The sequence below is a fragment of the Amycolatopsis sp. NPDC047767 genome, from assembly GCF_040704195.1.
Taxonomy (GTDB): domain Bacteria; phylum Actinomycetota; class Actinomycetes; order Mycobacteriales; family Pseudonocardiaceae; genus Amycolatopsis.
Genome location: NZ_JBEYSJ010000016.1, coordinates 128,003 through 145,674 on the forward strand (window position 1 = coordinate 128,003; position 17,672 = coordinate 145,674).

A 17,672-nucleotide genomic window follows, 5' to 3' on the forward strand; every position below is an offset into this window, starting at 1 on the left:
CCCGTGATCGTTCACGGCGCGCCGGGACCCGGATAACGTGCCCAGCGCGGGACGAACCACGCACGAACCGGCCCGTGTTGAGACGTGTCACCACCCGCTCCACCGGCGAAGAAGCGACTGGGGAAGCCGCCGACGGTGAGCACAACCACCGTGCCGCACCTGTGCGGCCGTCCGCCCTCCCGCGGGCACGACCGCCGGGACCGCACTGGATCGGAGCGACGTGGAAAACCCGACGCGACGCAAGTTCCTCACCGTCACGGGAGCCGCCGCCGCGCTGGCGCTCGCCGGCACCTTGCCCGGCATCACCGCTTCCGGCGCCACCACCGTGGACACCGACCGCGTGCCCGGCTACCCGTTCACGCTCGGCATCGCCTCGGGCGACCCGCTGCCCGACGCGGTGGTGATCTGGACGCGCCTGGCGCCGAAGCCGCTCGATCCGTTCGGCGGCATGAACGACCGCCCGGTGTCGGTGCGCTGGGAGGTCGCCGAGGATGAGCGGTTCCGCCGGGTCGTCCGCTCGGGCAACGCGCTCGCCCGGCGCGAGGAGTCCCACAGCGTGCACGTGGACGTCCGCGGGCTGCGGCCGTGGCGGCACTACTTCTACCGCTTCCACGTCGGCGGCCACACCAGCCCGGTCGGCCGCACCCGCACGTCGCCGACCGCGCACCAGTCGGTGCCCGCCGTCGCGCTGGCGTACGCGAGCTGCCAGGCCTGGTACGAGGGCTTCTACACCGCCTACCGCGACATGGCGGCGAAGGACCACGACGTCGTGTTCCACCTCGGCGACTACATCTACGAGTACGGCGTGGGCGCCGACGGCGGCCTGCGCAAGCAGGACATGGCCGTGGACTTCCAGCGCGAGACCACGACGCTCGACGACTACCGCGGCCGCTACGCCCTCTACAAGACCGACGCCGACCTGCAGGCCGCGCACGCCGCCGCGCCGTGGATCGTCACGATCGACGACCACGAGGTCGAGAACAACTGGGCCGGCGACATCTCCGAGAACAACGACCCCGTCGCGCAGTTCCTCGTGCGGCGCGCCAACGCGTTCCGCGCGTGGTGGGAGCACCAGCCCGTGCGCGTCTCGCAGCTGCCGACCGGGCCGGACATCCAGATGTACCGCCGCTTCCAGTACGGCGACCTGATCCGCTTCAACGTGCTGGACACCCGCCAGTACCGCGACGACCAGGCCGCGGGCGACGGCACCAAGGCCCCGAACCCGGACTCGCTCGACCCGAACCGCACGATCACCGGTGCGGCGCAGGAGAAGTGGCTGCTCGACGGCATGGCGCAGCACTCCGCGCGCTGGGAGGTGCTCGCGCACCAGACCGCGATCGCGCAGCTCGACACCGCCGCGGGCGCGCCCGTGCTCGTGCCGATGGACACGTGGGACGGCTACGTCGCCTCCCGCAAGCGCATCCTCGGCGGCGCGCAGGACCGCAAGGTGCGCAACCTGGTGAGCATCGCGGGTGACCTGCACCGCAGCGTCGCGTCGGAGCTTCGGCCCGACTACGCGGACCCGGCTTCGCCGGTCGTGGCGACGGAGTTCGTCGGCACCTCGATCACGTCGGGCCAGGACGGCATGGACCTCGACGCCGGCGGCCAGACGATCCTCGACGAGAACCCGCACGTCAAGTTCGGCAACTTCCAGCGCGGCTACGTGCGCTGCGAGGTCACCCCGCGCGAGTGGACCGCCGACTACCGCGTGGTCGACAAGGTCTCCATCCGCGACGGCAAGGTCACCACGCGCGCGAAGCTCACCGTCGAAGACCGCGTCCCCGCCATCCACGTCCACTGACAGGAGTTCCCCATGCAGCGACGTCACCTCGCGGTGGCCGCCGGCGCTGCCGTCGTGCTCGGCGTGGCACTCGCGAGCGCCGCGCAGAGCACCCCGGCCACGCCCGCTTTGCAGCTGACCGCCACGCCTGCGCAGATCCAGGTCGTCGGCCTGCCCTGCCTGCCGAGCGCCCTCACCGTCGGCATGACGAACAACGGCAAGGGCCCGGTGTACGCGGACATGGAGCTCTCCGCGCCTCGGCCGCTGTCCCTCGACCGGCGGGTGTTCTCGTCCTGGCTTCCCGTCGGCCAGCCGGTGTCGGTCCGGGTCGGCGTCACCGTGCCGCGCTCCGCCCGCCCCGGCCACTACACCGTGGACCTCTTCTCCGACCGCGCCCACTTGCCCGTCCCCGTCGACGTCCTTCCCTTACCTCCCAAGGGCCCCGGCGACAACCTCCTCCTCGGCGAACAAGCCACGCCCTCCTCGACCAACGGCAGCTTCTCCCCCTGCGGCGCCGTCGACGGCGATGCGAACGGCGACCACTGGTCCACCACCACCGGCTGGAACGACGGCACGAAGTCCGCGTTCCCGGACACCTACGCCGTGACCCTGCCCGCTGCTGCCGCGGTCAGCCGCGTCGTCACCGACACCCTGGACTCCACCAAGTACCCGGCCGCCAAGTACGGCCTCCGCGACTTCGACATCCAGGCCCACATCGCCGGCGCCTGGACCACGGTCGCCTCGGTGCGCGGCAACACCTCGGGCGCGGTGACGTCGACGTTCCCGGCTGTGCAGGCCGATGGGGTGCGGGTTGTGGCTTTGGATTCGAATGATCATGCTTATTCGCGGATCGTGGAGCTGGAGGCTTTCTCGAGCTGAGGGGTTTGAGGCGCTGGACCCGGCTCGGGTTCAGGCGGGGTGATTTCGCTCGGGTCGGGCTCCGCGAAGTCGGCGACACGGCTCGGCGAACTCGGGAAGTGCTGCTGGATAGGCAAACGCGGCGAGGTAGTCACTTCGCCGGGAGGGTTGCTCCGGCCGACGGGTCAGAGGGTCCATGCCCGGCTCACCCGGACGTCGTCGGGAGGCGTTGATTTCACATGGCTCCGGCTGTGAGCAGGGGTGCGTGGCTTCCTTGAACTTGGCAATAGCGCTCGACGAGCGCGAGAACTATTGCTGGATAACCGAATTTGCGAGGCAATCACGGCGATTACAGCTCCCGCAGCCGGTTCAGTCGGGCGGTCGACGCGGTTGCTCTTGTTCGCGGATTGCGAAGCTGGAGCCGTACTCCGGCTGACGGGTCAGAGGCGCCAGGCCCGGCCCAGTCGGACGCCTTCGAGAGGCGTTGATTGCGCTCGGCACAGGCTTTGAACGGGGGACGTGCGGCTTCCGCGACTTCGGCGACACGGCTCGGCGAACTCGGGAAGTGCTGCCGGGACCGGCAAGTGCGGTGGATACTTCGACTACAGCTCCCGTACCCGGCTCAACCCCGCGGCGGACACAGTCGCGAGGGCCATCACCGCCGCACCCGTGATCAGGGTGGCGCGGAGACTCACGGCGCCGAGCAGCCCGCCGGCGAGTGCGCCCAGGGGTTGCATGCCGTAGACGAGGAACCGCCACGTCGCGGTCGCGCGGGAAAGCAGGTCGGGCGCGATGAGGGTTTGGCGCAGAGTCTGCTGGTTCACGCCGTAGAGCGAGGGCCCCGCGCCGCGCAGCACCTGGCCGGCGACTGCGCTACCCGCGGCGATGATCAGACCGGCCGTGTTGGCGAATGCCCTCCCGATCGCGGACGTCCGCGCTCATCTCGGCCGAATCACCGCACGGACTTGCGCGGTGTCGGGGCCCCATTGCCACCAAGTCGCAACGGCCAGACCGCGCGCTCGATCTCGCAATGTGCAGTCCCGTCCCCGACTCGCCAGACAAACCCCCGCCCTCCCAAGGGGGCGTCCCCATCCCAGTCTACCGTTGCCAGGCCCCGAAAATCGGCCAGTTCGGAATCTGTGGACAACTGTGGCCACGAGAACGGGGCTTGTGGACAACTGCGGGACGCGAGTTGACATGAGGTGTCGATGTCCTCACCGCCCGGCTCCGTCGCAAAGGACTACAACGACACGTCGAGTACTGAGCCCACGGCGGCCAGGGTTAACGTAAGCGCATTGTTGGCGGGCAGGAGTTCCTCGCGTGGCACCAGTGCTGGCGTGAATGATTGCGCCGCAACGGTTTCGAAGAGGTTCGCGACGCCGGCGAGAAGCGCGACAATCAGCAACTGCACCAAGGTCAGCACCCCGAACGCCGCGGCGACAGGGATCGAGCCGATGAGCAGCAGTTGCGCGATGTCGGCTGTCACCAAAAGCCGCCGGTACGGCAGACGGTCCACCCAGACACCGGCGGGCAGCCCGAGCAGGAAGTGTGGCAGGAGGGCCGCCGCGCCGAGGAGTCCCATGTAGATGGACGAAGCGTGCAGCGTCAGCACGGCCGCCAGCGGCAGCGCGACAGTGGTGACACTCGAACCCAGCAGCGACACCGAGTTACCCAGGAAGAGCCGGCGGAAGTCGGCGTGTCGTTGGAGGATGTGCCGCGCCACGCGGGCGAGGTTACGCCGAGTCGTGGTGGAGCCGGGCGCGATGGTGCGCAGGAACCCGCTCTCTGCGGTCGAGGGGCGGCAGGCCGAGCCCTACACAGGCCTCACCAGCTCGGTGAGGCTGAGGAGCTCGTGAGTGGAGATCGCTGGCGAGCCACGCGAGATTGCGCCGAAACGGGTTCGCGGCGAACGTCGGACGGGGCGAGAATCGAGCGTAGCGGTACAGACATCACTGCGGCGGCCGATGGACGGCACGAAGCCACGCGGGTGAAGTCAGGCCGAAACCCGCTCCCGCTCACGGCGAGCATCCACAACCCGCAACCCCGCCAACAGTCCCGTCAGGCCGCGGTGCCCGCGGGTGAAGATGGCGAACAGGCCGCTCACCACGATCCACACGCCGGTGAACGTCGAAGGCTGTGCGCTGGCCGTCGCGGCGCCCAGGGCGAGGAAATAGCCGCCCGACCCGAAGACGAACCGCGCCACCATCTGCAGCGCCGAAGGCTTGTCGTCGCCAGAATTGACCACCGTCAGGAGCACCGCGCGTTGCCCAGGTGTCGCGCCGTTGCCGGCCAGAGGGACCATCAACAGCAAGACCAAAGCGGGCAACCACTCGCCGAGAATCGCGTTCACGACGGGATTGCCCGGCCCGCGGAGGCTGTCCGGGTCGCGCAGGAGCTGGACGGCGACCACTGCGACGTTCAGCGCCACGCCGAGCAGCGTCACCGCGATGAGGTCGAGCAGCATGCCGAACAGGCGACGTCCGCTGCGGACGGGGCGGGGGGCCTTGGCGTCGAGGCGTTCGTGGGGGCGGCCGAGCACCGGGGCGACCAGGGCGCCGACCGCGGCGCCGGCGGTGTTGGAGAGGAGGTCGCCCGTGTCGAAGAGGCGGTAGGGGCAGTCGACGAGGAACCAGACGCCCGTGAGCTGCGTGGTTTCGATGAAGAGCGAAACGAGGAACCCGCTGGCGATCGCGAAGGCCGGGCCCTTCCGGTAGAGGCGGCGCATGAACACGCCCCACGGCACGAACAACGCGACGTTGAACAGGACCTGCCGCAGCGCCGGGTTGCTGAGCAGTCCCGTGTGGAACTGTTGCATGTCCGAAAGGAACTGCAGTGGGTTCACGACGGGGTGGCGCAGCGACTCGTGGCTCGCGCAGAAGGCGGCGTCGACCACGGGCGTCGGCACGAGCGTGTACGTGATCAACGCGCAGCAGTAGACGAGGAACCCCAACGCCGCGATCGCGCGTCCCGGGCCGAACTCGCCGCGGCGGCGGTAGCTGAGGACGGCGTAGGGCACCACCAGCACGAACGCCAGCCCGAAGCCGCCGAACAGGGCCAGCAACGTCGGCCCGCTCCACTGTGTCACTGACCCCTCCACCTCCGTAGGCGCGCCCGAGGGTAGCGATCTTCGCCGGGACCCACCGTTCGAGGGACACTGGCAGCGGTGCGTAATCTGCACGCGGAGGGCACGGAGAGAGGAGCCGTTCGTGGACGACGACATCGAGGACAACGCCGACACCGGCGTGCTCGACCCCGAAGACACCCTCGAGGACGGCGACCCGTACGACGAGGGCTACTCGCCGCCGGAGAAGCCGCTGGCTGTGCGCGAGTGGGGCATGACCGCCGCGGAGGAGCTCGCCGGCGAGAGCTGGGAGGGCCGCCTCGCGCGCGAGCTGCCGGACCTGGCGTACGACGACAGCGACGACCTCGGCGACACCACCGACACCGACGGCGAACTCCTCGACGACGAAGTCGGCGACGCCCGCGCGGGCCGCCTCGTCGCCCAGGACGCGGGCTTCGGCCCGGACACCGACGAGGAGCTCTACGCCTCCGACGCCGGCATCGACGGCGGCGCCGCGTCCGCCGAAGAGGCCGCCGTGCACATCGTCACGCCCCGCGACTGATCCGGGAGGTGACGGACCGGTCACGACGTGCTCGAGTCGGGTGTCGGCAGGTGGCCGGGGGTGACTTGCCGGGCTGACGTGGGCAGTCGCGAACGGTCCCTTCGCGACGTGCTCGGGTCGGTGACCGGTCTGGGCACGTGTTGGGGAAGTTTCGCGGGCTGATGTCACCGTCGCGAACGGCCTTTTCGAGACGCGCTCGGGTTGGTGACCGGCCTCGGCAGGTGGCCGGGTGTCTTCGTGGGCTCGTCTTGGCCGTCGCGAACGGCCGTCTCGCGACGTGCTTGCTGGGTGACCGGTTCCGGTACGTGTTCGGGGAGCTTTGGCGGGCTGATGTCACCGTCGCGAACGGCCCTTTCGAGACGCGCTCGGGTTGCTGATCCCGGTTAGGCGGGCGTCGGGGTGGTTCGCGGCTGGCTGCCGCGAAGGGGCCTTTCGTGACGGGTTCAGGGTTGCTGGGTGGGTCTCGGCGAGTGGTTGAGGGTGAGTCGTGGGCTTGCTTTGGCGGTCGTGAACGGTCCCTTCGCGATCGCTCGGATTGGTGAGTGGAGTTCCGGCGGGCGTTGCGCAGGCGGGTGTGACTCTGTGGAGTTGACGACGTCGTGAAGGGACCGCTCGGCCGGCCGGCGGCGGGTGGCGGGCGCTTGCGGGGCGGCCGATCCGATCTTCACGAAGTGTCCGAAAGTCCCCACCGCGCTGCCCTTCACAGCTCCGTGGCCCAGATCGAGGCCGGGAGCAGGTAGGGGCGCAGGAGTGCGGTGAGCTCGGGGTCCCCACGGTGGTGCAGGGCGTTTTCGGCCAGGCGGCGGGTGACGCCGGCCAGGAAGTCGGCGAGTTGGACGCGCGGGTCGGCGCGGGAGTCGACGAAGTGGATGTCGCGGGTGGGGCCGAGGAGGGTCGCGAGGGCGTGCGGGGGTGAGGGAGGGCTGTTCGTCGTGGATGACGGTGGCGGGGTGCCAGTGGGCGACCGTGTCGACGAGGGCCGGCATCAGCGGGTCGAGTGGTGGTACCAGCGATGGGTCGGCGAGCAGCTGATCTCGTAGCTCGGTCAGGTGCTCGCGCGCCGGCGGCCGGTCGATCGGCGGGTCGAGTGACTCGGTCTGCTGCAGCGGTCGGACTTGCGGGTGCCCCGGGTGGTTTGGCTCGGGCCGTTGCTCCGGGTTGATCTGTGGGCGGGATGGCTCGCGCTGCTGGGGCGGTGGGACCTCGGTGTGCTCGGGGTGGTTTGGCTCGTGGCGTTGCCGCGGGTCGATCGGTGGGCGGAGTGACTCGGGCTGTTGCGGTGGCCGGATTTGCGGGTGGTCCGGGTGGTTCGGCTCGGGCCGTTGCTGCGGGTTGATCGGCAGGTGGGGCGACTCGGGCTGCTGCGCCGGTCGGATCTGAGGGTGCTCCGGGTCGTTTGACTGGCGTTGTTGCCAAGGCGCGACCAGCGGGGGCTCGATGCTGATCGATCCGCGCTGCCGTGCCGGTGAATGGGCGGCGGGCTGTGGCGTCGACGAGACAGCATTGGGTAGGGAACCGCCGGGCTGGGGCGCCGACGAAACAGCAGTGGGCAGGGGACCACCGTGCGGCGGCACCTGGGCGAGCCAACCCAACACATCACGCTGAGCAAAGAACTCCGCAGGCGTCAGCCCCGGACCACGTCGCTGTGAGGTCCGCAGCAAAGCGGTGAACGACTGCAGGAACTCAACCCACCGCGGCCCATACAGTCGCAAACCCCCAAAATGAACTGCCAGCGCCCGGGAGTCCGGGCGGCGGGCGAGGCAGTCCGGGTACGGCACTCGGTCGACGAGGAGGTCCACCACCTTTCCGGTGACGAACAGTGCCTTGTCCACCAGCACGACGCCGGCCCGGCCGACCAAGGGGCCCGACGGGCCCAGGAACCACACCAGAGCGGCCCGGTTCTTGGCGCGCAGCAGGTGGTTCGCCTTGTACTCCAGAGCCGGCGAGCCGATCCGGTCCCGGAGCTCGCCGACGCAAGCCGCGGCTGCGTCGAGGCCCACCCGGACGCCGGCGTGCGCGAAGACGGCCGTGTTCGCCCCGATGAGGTTGACGCCCTCGGAGCCGGACTCGTCGCAGGCGATCGTCCCGGGCACCGGCAAGATCCTGCCAGGCCCGGCCGGCCGGTGCACGGGGTTTTCGCAAAACAACAGTCCACAAGGGACTCAGCCCAGCGTGAACGGGTCCCGCGTCCCTCCGGTCAGCTCGATCCAGACGGCCTTTTCCTCCAGGTACTCGTCCACCGCGTGGACCCCGTTCTCCCGCCCCAGGCCGGAGTTCTTGAAGCCCCCGAAGGGAACCGACGGGGAGACCACGCGGTAGGCGTTCACCCACACCGTCCCGGCGCGGATTCGCCCGGCGACCCGGTGGGCCCGGTGCACGTCCTTGGTCCACACCGCGCCGGCGAGGCCGTAGGGTGTGTCGTTGGCCAGTTTCACCGCTTCGTCCTCGTCGGTGAAGGTCAGCGCGGCCAGGACGGGGCCGAACACCTCCTCGCGATACACCGTCGACTCGGGTGTGACGCCGGTCAGCACCGTCGGCTGCACGAACAGCCCGCCCAGGCCGGGATCCGCGACGCCGCCGTACGCGACCGTCGCGCCTTCAGACCGCGCGGTTTCCAAGTACGACAACACCTTCTGATACTGCGGCTCGTTCGCCACCGGCCCCATCTCGGTCTCCGCCGCGGTCGGGTCGCCCAGCCGGATCGCGGCGGCGCGCCGGGCCACCAGCCGCACCAGTTCGTCGTGGACGTCCGCGTGCACGATCAGCCGCGAGCCCGCCATGCACGTCTGCCCGGTGGCCGCGAAAACGCCCGCCACGATGCCGTTGGCGGCCGCCTCCAGATCCGCGTCGGGGAACACGACCTGAGGCGATTTCCCGCCCAGCTCCAAGGTCACCTTCACGAGGTTCTCCGCCGCTGCCCGCGCGACGGCCCGGCCCGTCGCCGTCGAGCCCGTGAACGCGACCTTGTCCACGCCGGGGTGGCCGGCCAGGGAGGCGCCCGTCTCGCGCGAAAGGCCCGTGACGACATTCACCACACCAGGCGGAAAACCGGCCTCCGTGACCAGCGCGGCGAAGCCCAGCGTCGACGTCGGCGCGTGCTCCGAAGGCTTCACCACCACGGTGCACCCGGCGGCCAGCGCCGGCGCCAGCTTCCAGGTCAGCAGCAACAACGGCGAGTTCCACGGAGTGATCGCCGCGACCACCCCGACCGGCTCGCGCTTCGTGTACACGAGGTAGTTCGGGTTGGGCGACGGGATCTGCCGCCCCTCGATCTTGTCCGCCAGGCCGGCGAAGTAGTGGTACCAGCCGCCGAGGGTGGTGAGCTGGCCGAGCATCTCGCGCAGGAGCTTGCCGGAGTCGTTGACCTCGAGGCGGGCCAGCTGTTCGGCGTTCTCGCCGATCAGGACACCCAGCCGGCGCAGCAGCGCGGCGCGGGTGAAGCCCGTCGCGGAGCCCCACTCGCCGTCGAGGGCGGCGCGGGCCGCGCGCACGGCGGCGTCGACGTCCTCGGGCCCGCCGTCGGGGAGCACGGCCCAGGTTTCGCCGGTGTAGGGGTTGCGGGATTCGAACGTCTTGCCGCTGATCGCGTCGACGGCGTGGCCGCCGATGAGCATCTTGAAGTGTTCGGGCATGGCCCACCTCTCCTCGGGTCTCGCTTCGGACGGTACGTCCGCACCCGAGGAGGCACCAGACCCGCGGATTCAGCCGATCGGCGAAAGTGTCCACAAAGGACGAGAGGGGCGCCGTGGACCAGGGCCGCCGGGAGTGCGGTGAACGCACCGCACTCCCGGCGGCCGGGCGGTCGGGCGCCGGGGGCGGTGATCCCAGTGCACAGCCGCCGGCGTGGGCCGACCTGGTGAGAGGAGCAGGCTGGGAAGATCACTTCGAACGTAACCCACACCCCGGCGGGCCTGCCAGTACTGTTCCCCGATCGAGGCGGTGTGAACAATGCACGTGTGCTGTCCGATGCGAGCGGCAGGGAACCGAAGATGAGCCAGAACACCGACGCGCCCCTCGGTGCGCCGTGGGCACACCAGCAGCAAGAGGCGCTCCCGCAGGTCCCGGCCCCGCCGCCGGACCCGCAGGAGCCGCCGAAGCGCAAGCACCCCCTGCGCGCCGTGCTGATCTCACTCGGACTGGTGGTGCTGCTGGCGCTCGTCGGCGTCGCGGTCGGGCACTACGCGTGGGGCCCGAAGGCGCCGCCCGCGCCGGCGGCGGCCCCGGTGCGGGTGCAGGCGGCGTTCGACGTCGCGTCGGTGGTCGCGAAGGTGAGTCCCGCTGTGGTGGACATCGACGTGGAGCTCGGCCTCGAGGGCGGCGGCGCGGCGGGCACGGGCATCGTCCTGAGCGACGACGGCCTGGTGCTCACCAACAACCACGTGGTCGAGGGCGCCACCGCGATGCACGTCACCGACGTCGGCAACGGCCGCGGCTACGACGCCACGGTGCTGGGTTACGACCGCAGCCACGACATCGCCTTGCTCAAGCTGAAAGACGCGACCGGCCTGGTCACGGCCACCCTGGGCGAATCCGGCGCGGTCGAGATCGGCGACGGGGTGGTCGCCATCGGCAACGCGGGTGGCCTCGGCGGGCCGCCCAGCGCGTCGCCGGGCAAGGTCACGCGGCTTGGCCAGCAGGTCACCGCGGCCGACGAGGTCACCGGCGCCACCGAGACCCTCACCGGCCTGCTGCAGGTCGACGCCGACATCCAGTCGGGCGACTCCGGGGGACCGCTCGCCGACACCCAGGGCCGCGTGATCGGCGTCGACACGGCCGCGAACGCCGGGTACGTGTTCGACAAGGGCCTGCGCCCGCACGAGGGCTTCGCGATCCCCATCACGGAGGCCGCCGACATCGCGAAGCGCATCCTCGAGCGCAAGGCGTCCGACACCATCCACATCGGACCCAGCGCGTTCATCGGCCTCACCGTGGTCGACGGCGGCAACGGCACGGGCGCGCTCATCAAGTCCGTGGTCGCGGGCGGGCCGGCGGCCAAGCTGGGCCTGAAGGCCAACCTGCTCGTGGTGGGCATCGACGACAAACCGGTCACCTCGGCGACGGCACTGATCGCCCTCATGGACACCCACCACCCCGGCGACAAACTGCGGGTGACGGTCGCCGGGCAAGGCGGCAAAACGGCCACGGTGACGCTGGTCCCGGTGAGTGGTCCGATCGGCTGAGTGCGGCCGCCGGGGACCGGTCGGACGCCCGGGTCGCCCTCGTCACCGAGCGTGATGGCGAGGTCGGCGAGCGCGCCGAAACCGGTCCGGCAGGGGACGAACGGGCACCGTCCGTGGCCGAAGGTGTCGGTTGCCCCCGGTGATGGCAATCGTCCGTTCAGGGGAAGGGTTGACTGTCGCGGGGTGCGAAGCGGCCACTGTGGGTGGTGGTCGCGGACGGAGCACCTCGTGTGGACGGCCTCGGGTGCTGTCCTACAGTTCTGCGCAGCAGGGCAAGGGTGATCTTGCCGGTTCGGGGAGGGTGGTCCGGAATGGCCGGGTTGAGGACTCGTCACCGCCAACAGGTGGCCGACGAGGCGCTCGTCCGCTCGTTGTTCGAGGAGCACGGAAAGGCGATGCTCGCCTACGCCACGAGACTCCTCAACGACCGCGCGGCCGCCGAAGACGTGGTGCAGGAGGCCCTGGTGCGCGCCTGGCGCAACCCGGACAGCCTTGTCAACGGCAAGGGCTCCGTGCGCGGCTGGCTGCTGACCGTCGTCCGCAACCTGGTGATCGACAAGGTCCGCGCGCGGGACGCACGCCCCGCGGAGGTCGCGGAGTCGCCCACGACCGGTCCGGTCGAGCACGACCACGCCGACCACGTCGTGGACTCGATGGTGGTCCTGTCGGCGCTCGAAGGCCTCTCGCCCGAGCACCGCGAAGTCCTGGAACAGATGTACCTGCACGGCCGGACGGTGACCGAGGCCGCCGAGCAGCTGGGAATCCCGGCGGGCACGGTGAAATCCCGGTCGTACTACGGTCTACGGGCATTGCGGGAGAAGTTCGCGGATCAGCGGGTGGGGGCGGCGTAGATGAGCGGGTTCAGCGAGTTCCCCGAGCACGCGGACCTCGCCGGCTACGTCGCCGGTGACGTCTCCGCGGAGGAGAAGCAGACGATCGAGGCGCACCTCGCCGGCTGCGCGGACTGCCGCGCGGAGGTCGAGTCGCTGCGCGAGATGCAGGAGTTCCTGGGCGAAGTGCCGCCCGAGGCGCTGCTCGACGGCCCGCCCGAGGGCGGCGACCTGCTGCTGCAGCGCACGCTGCGCCAGGTCCGTTCGGAAGCGCGCAGCTCCGCCGGCCGGGGCCGGTTCCTGGCCGCGACGGCCGCCGTCGTGGTTGCCGCCGCGGCGATGGGCGTCGGTGTCGTAGTGGGCAAGGCGGGGTCGCCCGCGGGCCCGGCCGTCGCCGTTCCGCCGCCGCCCGCACCCGTGCCGACGACCGCGTCCAGCACCGTGCCCGGCACGAAGTTCCTCAGCGGCACCTCGGGCGAAACGCGGCTCACCGCGAGCATCGTCCCGGCCGCCGGCTGGGTTCGCGTCGAGGCAGCCGTGACGGGCATTCCGGCGGGGGAGAAGTGCCGCCTGATCGTCGTCAGCAAGAACGGCGACCGCGAAATCGCCGGCGGCTGGCTCGTGTCCCCGAAGGCGGTCCACGACGGTGCGGACCTCAACGGTTCCGCCCTCGTCGACCCCGCTCAGGTCGCTTCGATCGTGGTCGAGAATACCGAGGGCCACCAGTTCGTGGAAGCGAACGTCTGACCTTCGGGCGCTTCCTGCCCCGGCCCGTGGTGTGTTCGGGCAAACCGGGAGCGGGGGGGTCCACTTCGGACGGTCCCGCGGCGGCCGGCGCGCAGGTGCCCGGCCGCCGACGGGAACGCCGCCGCCCTAGTTGCGGTACCGGAACAGGATCCGCCCCCGGCTCAGGTCGTACGGGCTCAGCTCCACCAGGACCCGGTCGTACGGCACGATCTTGATGAAGTTCTTCCTGATCTTGCCGCTGATGTGGGCGAGCACGTGGTGCCCGTTGGACAGCTCGACCTTGAACCGGGCGTCGCGCAGGCACTCCACCACGGTTCCCTCGACTTCGATCCCGCCCTTACCGGCCATGGCGCACCAGCTCCAGGGTGCTGTTGCTCCGCCGGGCGCCGAGGCCCTCGAACAACGCCGTCGCCGCTTCGTTGGCCTCGTTCACCTCGGCCGACGCCGTCTCGATCCCCGCCCGGTGCAGAACGCCGAGTGAATGGACGAGCAGCGCACGGGCGATGCCGCGGCGTCGCCGGGAGGTACGGACGGCGACCAGCCCGATGCGGGGCAGGCGCGTCAGCTGGACCACCCGGATCAGGCCCACGTACTCGCCGTTTTCGGCTGCCACGGCGTACTTCGTCGGGTCGACGATCGTGTCGCCGGGCCGGACCAGCACCTCGGCCGGCATCTCGTGCCAGCCGACGGCCGCTTCGACCTCGGCCCGGACGACGCGGTCCAGCTCCCGCAGCGGGCCTTCTCCGGCGGCGCCCGCGGGGACGAGGGTGACGCCCGGTGGTGGCAGGGCCGGGCCGGTGACGCGCGTGGGCACGACGTACTCCCACTCGCGCCGCCGGATCGTCAAGCCGGCTTCGCGCCAGGCGGCCAGCAGTTCGTGGTCGGTTTCGTCGACCACCGTGTGGAGCGGTTGGGGCAGGGTCGCGAGCATCGCGCCGACGAGCTGGTCGAAAACGGAGCGGTGCCAGGCGTCGACGCTGAGGAAGACCCGGCCGTCGGGGCGCGTGGTCGCCTCGGCGCGGCCGGTGACGCGGTCGTCGTCCAGCGCGTGCCACAGCCGGGGCGCGACGCGCGTGATCTCCACCGCGGGTTCGCCCGCGGTGAAACGCAGAGTGTTCATGGTGGTCACCTTTCGGGAGTGCCTGATCAAGGCGCTCCCGGCAACCCCTACGTCAGTCGCCCGACCGTGACGACGAGGGGAGCACCCACATCGAAACAGCGTTCATGGGTCTCACCTCCCGGCGTCGAGTCACGGTCCCCGGAACGATAGCGGCAGGACGGCGGCGTGCCTACTGAATTTCGTGCGCCTAGCCGAACCTGGTGGTGAGCCAGGTGCGGGCGTGCTGCCAGGGTTCGTCGGCGGGCTCGATCACGCGGAAGTGGTCCACGCCGGCGAGCGCGGTGAAGGTGACGTCGTCGCCGGCGGCGCGGGCGGCCTCGACGTAGACGCGGCTGTGGTCGATCGGGACGCGGACGTCGGCGTCGCCGTGGACGATCAGCTGGGGCACGCCGATCGGCAGGCGCGTGAGGGGCGAGGCGGCCGGGTCCGGGGACGGCAGGAACAGGCTCGCGGCGCCCTCGCCGAGGCCTTCGGCGGCGCTGCGGGGGACGTCGGTGATCGGGGCGAGGCCGATGACGGCGGACGGTTTCACGGACGCGGCGGCGAGGAGCGCGAGGTGGCCCCCGGCGGAGTGGCCGACCGCGATCGTCGGCAGGTTCTCCGCGACGGGGACGGCGGCCATGGCGGCGAGGACGTCGTCGAGGGTCTCGGGCCAGCCGCCGGTGTCGCCGTCGATGCGGCGGTACTCGAGGTTCGCGACGAGCCAGCCGGCGGCGACGAGGTCGGCGGCGAGCGCGTCCATCAGGTGCAGGTCGCGCTGGGCGCGCCACCAGCCGCCGTGGAGCAGGAAAGCCGTGCCGCGCGCGGGGTTGTCGCCGTGCAGCTCGACGAACTGGCTGGGTTCGGCGCCGTAGCGGATCGTCCTCATTCCTTCATTACACCAGGGATGAGGTTCACTTCAGCAGCTCGTGGACCTTCGCGAGCCCCTCGTACGAAGCGCGGTACGCCTCGTACAGCCGCGTCAGGTCCGTCTGCGGCTCGAACACGCGCTCCACGGCGACGGTCGCGGCGGCCGCCGTTTCGACGTCCGGCTGCAGGCCCACGCCGACGGCACCCAGCAGCGCGGCCCCGAGCGCGGCGCTGTCGTGCACGCGGAGGCGCTCGACGGGACGGCCGAGGACGTCGGCGTGCAGCTGGGTCCACAGGTCGCTGCGCGCGCCGCCGCCGGAGAAGCTCAGCGACGGCAGCCGGAAACCGCACGCCTGCTCCACCTTCTCCAGCACGTGCCGCGCGGAGAACGCGACGCCCGTCAGCACCGCGCGCGAGAGGTCCGCTCGCGTCGCCGACGAGCTCAGACCGAGGAAGCTGCCCCGCACGTCGGCGTCCCACAGCGGTGCGCGTTCGCCCTGCAGGTACGGGGTGAACACGATCCCGGCCTCGCCGTCGGCCGCTGTGGCGAACACGTCGGGCACCGTCTGTCCCGACGCCTGGGCCCACCACCTGACGGCCTCGCCCGCGGCCTGCGTCGGACCGGCGTGGACGAAGAGGTCGCCGCGCGGCGGGAACGTCACGATGCCCTTCTGGGCGGCACCGTGATTGGACGCGCCCGCGACGACCAGCGACGTGCCGCACGAGATCATGCCGCGGCCCGGCTCCGTCGTGCGCGTCCCGAAAACCGCGCCGAACGCGTCCATGGTCCCCACGACGACGGGCGCGCCGTTGAGGTGTTTCGCCGGCCCCAGCGGCGTTTCTGGCTCGAGGAGCTCCGGCAGCCGCTCACCCAGCCCGTCGACGAGCGCGACGGCCTCCGGCAGATAGCCCTGCGCGCCAGCGACCCGGACGCCGGACAGCTTGTCCGTCGCGACGCGCCCGGTGAGCCGCGCGCCGATGAAGTCCTTGGGGCTCAGGATCCACCTCGCCCGCGCCCACTTGTCCGGCTCTTGCTCGGCGAACCACGCCGCCCGCGCACCGACGAACGACGCGTCCAGCGCCACCGGCCCGCCCCAGATCCGCACCTTGTCCTCGGCGGTGAAGCGCGCGTCCAGTTCCCGGGCTATTGCCGCGCACCGCTGGTCCTGCCAGATCAGGGCAGGTGTCAGCGGGGTGAGGTCTTCTTCTGCCAGCAGATGGGTGTTGACCTGGCTGACGATCCCGGCGCCGCTGATGACGACGTCCGGCAGCTCGGCGAGGACGGCGCCGATCGCGGTGACGGTGGCGCGCCACCAGTCCTCGGGATCCTGCTCCGCCCAGCCGGGGCGCGGCCGGGTGATCGGGTAGGCGCCGCTGCGGACGGCGCGCGCCCGGCCGTCGAGGCCGAACGCGGCGACCTTCACGGCGGTGGTGCCGATGTCGATGCCCAGGACCACCTGGTTGTCGTTCATGGGAGAGATGTATCAAATCCCGCTACGGTCGCGGGGTGACGACACCCGCCGAAGCCTTCATGGCCGCGTACCACGACCGGAAACCCCATGTGATGTCCGATCTGATCGATTCGTGCCGGGTGATCGGTGACGGGCGGACGAGTTACGAGGTCCTCGCCGCGCGGGTGTCCGGCAAACGGCGCGTGCTCGACCTCGGCTGCGGCGCCGGTTCGCTGCTGGCCGCGATCGACGGCGCGGAGGCCTTGGCGGGCGTGGACCTGTCCGCGGCGCACCTCGACGTGGCGCGGGCCCGGCCGGAACTCGCGCAAGCCGACCTACGGCAGGCGCGGGTGCAGGAGTTGCCGTTCGCGGACGGTTCGTTCGACGCCGTCGTGTCGCACATGGTGCTGATGCTGCTCCCGGACGCCGACACGGCCATCGCCGAAGCGGCACGCGTGCTGGCGCCGGGCGGCGTGTTCGCCGCGGCCATCAGCGGCGGCGTCACGGGGGCGCTGAAGGTGTTCATCGAGCTGGCGAACCCCCTGTTCGACGAGGTTCCCGCAGAACGTCGCGTCCGCCTGGGCAACCCACGCGTCCGGCGGCGCGACGGCCTCGACGAGCTGCTCGGCGCCGCCGGCTTCGAGCCCGCCTCGTGGGACCCGATCGACCTCGACTTCGGCGGCCCCGAGGCGGACGTCTGGGCGCGCTGCTGCGAGACGTTCTACCCGGTGGACACCCTCGACGCCGCGCAGCTGAAGCGGCTCGAATCGGCGTTCCGGGAGGAAACCCGCGATCTTGTGGAGGACGGTCGATTGCCCGCAGGGATGACCATGCGAATCGTCGAAACGAGGTTGCGGGCCGATCTGCCGCGATAACGTCGGGGACATGACGACGCCGGGGAGCTGTGGCTGCGGGAGTACCACGACCGCAAGCCGGATTCGCAGTCGGTGTTGATCGGCGCACTGCCGAGGGGTTCGACGAGTTCCTCGGGCCGGTGGGGTTCGAACCTGTTGCGTGGGAACAGATCGTGGTCGATTTCGGGGCGCGGCCGGAGCAGGTGTGGGTCACGTGCTGCGAGACGCTCTACCCCGCCTCGACGCTGGACGACACGCAGCTCGCCGAACTGCGCGCCGAGTTCGCCGGGGCGACGCGTGGGCTGCTGACCGCCGACGGGATCCTGCCCGCGGCCGTGCGGCTCGACATCGCGCGAACGCGCCTGGCGGAGTGACGATCC

The 17,672-nt window shown here is 71.0% G+C and carries 17 protein-coding genes; 9 read left to right on the plus strand and 8 right to left on the minus strand.

Annotated elements, in window-relative coordinates:
• Positions 1–220 precede the first annotated feature (220 nt).
• Positions 221–1,801: an alkaline phosphatase D family protein gene (locus AB0878_RS27395; protein WP_366583111.1), complete on the plus strand. Its 1,581-nt coding sequence runs from the start codon at positions 221–223 to the stop codon at positions 1,799–1,801.
• A 12-nt stretch (positions 1,802–1,813) separates the two neighbouring features.
• Complete coding sequence (locus tag AB0878_RS27400; protein ID WP_366583112.1) at positions 1,814–2,659, plus strand: discoidin domain-containing protein; 846 nt, start codon at positions 1,814–1,816, stop codon at positions 2,657–2,659.
• A 581-nt stretch (positions 2,660–3,240) separates the two neighbouring features.
• Here the strand turns inward: AB0878_RS27400 and AB0878_RS27405 are convergent.
• The 3 genes from AB0878_RS27405 to AB0878_RS27415 all read right to left on the minus strand — a co-directional run bounded on the left by AB0878_RS27405 (position 3,241) and on the right by AB0878_RS27415 (position 5,723).
• Entirely contained in the window at positions 3,241–3,462 is a 222-nt protein-coding gene (locus AB0878_RS27405) for a hypothetical protein (RefSeq protein ID WP_366583113.1), read from the minus strand.
• 416 nt (positions 3,463–3,878) lie between these two features.
• Positions 3,879–4,361 (minus strand): MFS transporter, encoded by a 483-nt coding sequence (locus AB0878_RS27410; protein ID WP_366583114.1) that lies wholly within the window; start codon positions 4,359–4,361, stop codon positions 3,879–3,881.
• A gap of 270 nt (positions 4,362–4,631) precedes the next feature.
• Positions 4,632–5,723, minus strand: a complete 1,092-nt coding sequence (locus AB0878_RS27415; protein ID WP_366583115.1) for a VanZ family protein — start codon at positions 5,721–5,723, stop codon at positions 4,632–4,634.
• Between the two features lie 121 nt (positions 5,724–5,844).
• On the opposite strand from AB0878_RS27415, the gene AB0878_RS27420 reads away from it, so the two are divergent.
• Both AB0878_RS27420 and AB0878_RS27425 read left to right on the plus strand, forming a co-directional pair.
• Positions 5,845–6,261 (plus strand): DUF5709 domain-containing protein, encoded by a 417-nt coding sequence (locus AB0878_RS27420; protein ID WP_366583116.1) that lies wholly within the window; start codon positions 5,845–5,847, stop codon positions 6,259–6,261.
• Between the two features lie 775 nt (positions 6,262–7,036).
• Complete coding sequence (locus tag AB0878_RS27425) at positions 7,037–7,177, plus strand: hypothetical protein (protein WP_366583117.1); 141 nt, start codon at positions 7,037–7,039, stop codon at positions 7,175–7,177.
• A gap of 1,246 nt (positions 7,178–8,423) precedes the next feature.
• On the opposite strand, the gene AB0878_RS27430 is transcribed toward AB0878_RS27425, so the two are convergent.
• Positions 8,424–9,893 carry an aldehyde dehydrogenase gene (locus tag AB0878_RS27430; protein ID WP_366583118.1) on the minus strand — a complete coding sequence of 490 codons (1,470 nt, stop codon included), beginning with the start codon at positions 9,891–9,893 and terminating at the stop codon, positions 8,424–8,426.
• A 357-nt stretch (positions 9,894–10,250) separates the two neighbouring features.
• On the opposite strand from AB0878_RS27430, the gene AB0878_RS27435 reads away from it, so the two are divergent.
• The 3 genes from AB0878_RS27435 (at position 10,251) to AB0878_RS27445 (ending at position 13,018) form a co-directional block, all read left to right on the plus strand.
• The gene (locus AB0878_RS27435; protein ID WP_366583119.1) at positions 10,251–11,441 is read left to right on the plus strand and encodes a S1C family serine protease; all 1,191 of its coding nucleotides are present in this window, start codon (positions 10,251–10,253) and stop codon (positions 11,439–11,441) included.
• A 311-nt stretch (positions 11,442–11,752) separates the two neighbouring features.
• Positions 11,753–12,292 (plus strand): sigma-70 family RNA polymerase sigma factor, encoded by a 540-nt coding sequence (locus AB0878_RS27440; RefSeq protein ID WP_285973083.1) that lies wholly within the window; start codon positions 11,753–11,755, stop codon positions 12,290–12,292.
• Positions 12,293–13,018 (plus strand): zf-HC2 domain-containing protein, encoded by a 726-nt coding sequence (locus AB0878_RS27445; protein WP_366583120.1) that lies wholly within the window; start codon positions 12,293–12,295, stop codon positions 13,016–13,018.
• A 126-nt stretch (positions 13,019–13,144) separates the two neighbouring features.
• On the opposite strand, the gene infA is transcribed toward AB0878_RS27445, so the two are convergent.
• From infA to AB0878_RS27465, 4 genes are all read right to left on the minus strand, one after another.
• Positions 13,145–13,366, minus strand: a complete 222-nt coding sequence (gene infA / locus AB0878_RS27450) for a translation initiation factor IF-1 (RefSeq protein ID WP_220243541.1) — start codon at positions 13,364–13,366, stop codon at positions 13,145–13,147.
• Positions 13,356–14,138 carry a GNAT family N-acetyltransferase gene (locus AB0878_RS27455; RefSeq protein WP_366583121.1) on the minus strand — a complete coding sequence of 261 codons (783 nt, stop codon included), beginning with the start codon at positions 14,136–14,138 and terminating at the stop codon, positions 13,356–13,358. Before AB0878_RS27455 ends, infA begins: the two co-directional genes overlap by 11 nt.
• Positions 14,139–14,325: 187 nt before the next feature.
• A complete protein-coding gene (locus AB0878_RS27460; RefSeq protein WP_366583122.1) occupies positions 14,326–15,006 on the minus strand; it encodes a prolyl oligopeptidase family serine peptidase in 681 nt (226 codons plus the stop codon).
• Between the two features lie 25 nt (positions 15,007–15,031).
• A complete protein-coding gene (locus AB0878_RS27465; protein ID WP_366583123.1) occupies positions 15,032–16,459 on the minus strand; it encodes an FGGY-family carbohydrate kinase in 1,428 nt (475 codons plus the stop codon).
• A 35-nt stretch (positions 16,460–16,494) separates the two neighbouring features.
• Between AB0878_RS27465 and AB0878_RS27470 the strand changes: the two genes are divergently transcribed.
• A complete protein-coding gene (locus AB0878_RS27470; protein ID WP_366583124.1) occupies positions 16,495–17,313 on the plus strand; it encodes a class I SAM-dependent methyltransferase in 819 nt (272 codons plus the stop codon).
• Between the two features lie 152 nt (positions 17,314–17,465).
• Positions 17,466–17,666: a hypothetical protein gene (locus AB0878_RS27475; RefSeq protein ID WP_366583125.1), complete on the plus strand. Its 201-nt coding sequence runs from the start codon at positions 17,466–17,468 to the stop codon at positions 17,664–17,666.
• The last annotated feature ends 6 nt before the right edge of the window (positions 17,667–17,672 follow it).

What these genes read in the sequence shown, in the direction of transcription:
- AB0878_RS27440 (WP_285973083.1), top strand. Translation starts at nt 11,753, where the DNA reads ATGGCCGGGTTGAGGACTCGTCACCGCCAACAGGTGGCCGACGAGGCG.
- AB0878_RS27460 (WP_366583122.1), bottom strand. Translation starts at nt 15,006, where the DNA reads ATGAGGACGATCCGCTACGGCGCCGAACCCAGCCAGTTCGTCGAGCTG.
- AB0878_RS27430 (WP_366583118.1), bottom strand. Translation starts at nt 9,893, where the DNA reads ATGCCCGAACACTTCAAGATGCTCATCGGCGGCCACGCCGTCGACGCG.
- AB0878_RS27400 (WP_366583112.1), top strand. Translation starts at nt 1,814, where the DNA reads ATGCAGCGACGTCACCTCGCGGTGGCCGCCGGCGCTGCCGTCGTGCTC.
- AB0878_RS27455 (WP_366583121.1), bottom strand. Translation starts at nt 14,138, where the DNA reads ATGAACACTCTGCGTTTCACCGCGGGCGAACCCGCGGTGGAGATCACG.
- AB0878_RS27465 (WP_366583123.1), bottom strand. Translation starts at nt 16,459, where the DNA reads ATGAACGACAACCAGGTGGTCCTGGGCATCGACATCGGCACCACCGCC.
- AB0878_RS27435 (WP_366583119.1), top strand. Translation starts at nt 10,251, where the DNA reads ATGAGCCAGAACACCGACGCGCCCCTCGGTGCGCCGTGGGCACACCAG.
- infA (WP_220243541.1), bottom strand. Translation starts at nt 13,366, where the DNA reads ATGGCCGGTAAGGGCGGGATCGAAGTCGAGGGAACCGTGGTGGAGTGC.
- AB0878_RS27445 (WP_366583120.1), top strand. Translation starts at nt 12,293, where the DNA reads ATGAGCGGGTTCAGCGAGTTCCCCGAGCACGCGGACCTCGCCGGCTAC.